The 2,649-nt window shown below is 68.6% G+C and carries 3 protein-coding genes; all 3 read left to right on the forward strand.

Annotation, left to right across the window (positions count from 1 at the left end; all coding sequences use genetic code 11):
- A partial coding sequence (locus ACFQEU_RS14250; protein WP_379783228.1) for a TraB/GumN family protein occupies nt 1-1,021 on the forward strand: 1,021 nt, incomplete at its 5' end.
- Between the two features lie 4 nt (nt 1,022-1,025).
- Nucleotides 1,026-1,700: a metalloprotease gene (locus ACFQEU_RS14255; RefSeq protein WP_379783230.1), complete on the forward strand. Its 675-nt coding sequence runs from the start codon at nt 1,026-1,028 to the stop codon at nt 1,698-1,700.
- Between the two features lie 45 nt (nt 1,701-1,745).
- On the forward strand, nt 1,746-2,649 hold a 904-nt coding region (purM, locus tag ACFQEU_RS14260), incomplete at its 3' end, for a phosphoribosylformylglycinamidine cyclo-ligase (RefSeq protein WP_379783232.1).

Genomic DNA, 2,649 nt, shown 5'->3' on the forward strand with positions numbered 1-2,649 from the left:
CGCGACGTTCGGGTTCGCGGACGGGCTCGTCACGACGTATCTCGGCGGGTTCACCGTCCGCGCGGTCGGCAGTCTCGGGCTCGGCATCCTGCTCGGCCTCGGTGTCGGGCTCGTCGCAGCCGCCCTGTTGGGAGTCGCCGGCGTCCTCGGTCGCGACGACCGATCGGGCGACCACGGCGGGATCGAATCGCTCGACATGGAGCAGCTCACCGACACCGACGTGGTAACGATGATGATGGAGGAGTTCCGCCAGTTCTCGCCGGGCGGCGCGGAGGCGCTCATCGACGAGCGTGACGCATTCATCGCCCATCGGCTGGTCGCGCTCCGGGACGCCGGCCACGACGTCGTCGCCGTCGTCGGCGCGGGTCATCGTGCGGGGATCGAACGCTACCTCGCGAACCCGGAGACGCTCCCGCCGGTGGAGAGCTTGGTCGGGCGGGAGTCCGGTCGCGGTCTCCCGTGGAAGAAGATCATCGGGTACGGGATCGCGATCGCGTTCGTGACGTTCTTCGTCCTGCTCGCGATGGCGGGCGTTCGAAACGAGTTCCTCCTCCGACTGTTCGGCGCGTGGTTCCTCATCAACGCCGTCTTCGCGTTCGGCTTCGCGAAACTTGCCGGAGCGCGCTGGTCCTCTGCAGGCGTCGGCGGCGCGGTCGCGTGGATGACCTCGATCAACCCACTGCTCGCGCCCGGGTGGTTCGCGGGCTACATGGAGCTGCGACACCTCACCGTGAACGTCGGCGATATCGGGACGCTCAACGAGTTGTTGTCCGATGAGACCCGAGCACCCTCCGATCTCGTCTCCGCGATGCTCGACGTCCCGCTGTTCAAGCTCATCGTCGTCGTCGCGATGACGAACGTCGGCAGCATCGTCGCGAGCTTCCTGTTCGCGGTGTACGTGTTGCCGGCGATGTTCGGCGCGGAGGTCGGCTCCCTCGACGAGGTCACCCGGCTGATGATCGACGGGGCCCGAAACAGCGTCGACCTGATCCGCGGCCTGGCAACCGCGGTATCCGCCTGATACCATGGGAACGAACACGACCTTCCGCGGCCGCCGGATCGGCGGCCTCTACTTCAGCGGTACCGAACTCAGAGACCTCCTCGTCGCTTGGCTCGCGCTCGGCGTGGCGTTCATGCTGTTCTTCGTCGGGGGGACGACCGGCATCGACCGGCTCCTCGCGGCGGGGGTCGTCCTCCCGCTCGCTGTCAGCCTGCTCACGGCCGGGGTCGCGTTCCTCCTACACGAGGTGGCACACAAGGTCGTCGCCGTCCGCTACGACCAGGTCGCGGAGTTCCGGGCGGACACGAGCATGCTGTTTCTCGCGGTGATGAGCGCCCTGCTCGGGTTCATCTTCGCCGCCCCGGGCGCGGTCCATCACCGAGGCCGGCTGACGGCGGCCGAACACGGCCGGATCGCGATCGCCGGCCCGGTCGTCAACCTCGTGTTGCTCGTCGCGTTCCTCCCGGTGCTGATCGTCGGGCTCGTGATCGGTAACGATGTCGTCACGCTGGTCGGCGAGCGAGGGATGGCGATCAACGTCTTTCTCGCGGCGTTCAATCTGATCCCGTACGGCCCCCTCGACGGGAAGACTGTCCTCGACTGGCACAAGGGCATGTGGGTCGCGGCGTTCGTTCCCTCGGTGCTTCTCACCGTCGTCTTGGTGTTCGTGTTCGGGCTGGGGTTCGGCGGCCCGTTCTGAGCCCCGAAGCGGTGTGTTTTTGCTCCGGCGCGCTACGAGGAGCGTATGGCCGATAACGACGGCGAGGAACTCACGTACGCCGACGCGGGCGTCGATATCGACGCGAGCGAGGCGGCGACCGCCGCGCTGATCGGGATGGTCGGGGAGGGCGACGGCGACTACGCCGGGCTGCTCGATATCGGCGACCGGTATCTCGCGCTCGCGACCGACGGAGTCGGGACGAAGCTGCTCGTCGCGGAGGCGCTCGCCGACTACTCGACGGTCGGGATCGACTGTATCGCGATGAACGTCAACGATCTGGTCGCCGCGGGTGTCCGCCCGGTGGCGTTCGTCGACTACCTCGCGGTCGAGGAGCCGGACGAGACGTTCGCCGAGCAGGTCGGCAAGGGGCTCGCCGCGGCCGCCGACCGGGCCGACATCGAGCTCGTCGGCGGCGAAACCGCGGTGATGCCGGAGGTCGTCCGCGGGCTCGACCTCGCCGGGACGTGTGCCGGGCTCGCCGCCAAGGACGCCGTCTTCGACGGGACGGCCGAACCGGGCGACGCGCTCGTCGGCTGGCGCTCTTCGGGGATACACTCCAACGGCTTGACGCTCGCGCGTGAGGCCGTCACCCGGGATCACGACTACACCGACCCCTGCCCGTTCGGGGAGTACGACACGCTCGGCGAGGCGTTGCTCGAACCCACGCGGATCTACACCGACCTGCTCGACCCGATGCGCGACCACGACGTTCGCGGTGCGGCTCACGTCACCGGCGGTGGCTGGGGTAACCTCGAACGGCTGGGCGTGAACCGCTACGTCGTCGACGACCCGTTCGAGCCCCAGCCGGTGTTCGAGTTCGTCCAGGCGGCGGGAAACGTCTCCGACGCGGAGATGCACCGCACGTTCAACATGGGTACCGGGTTCGTCGCCGCCGTCGCCCCCGACGCCGCCGAGTCGCTGGCGGCGG

The sequence above is a fragment of the Halorubrum tibetense genome, from assembly GCF_042661865.1.
GTDB lineage: Archaea > Halobacteriota > Halobacteria > Halobacteriales > Haloferacaceae > Halorubrum > Halorubrum tibetense.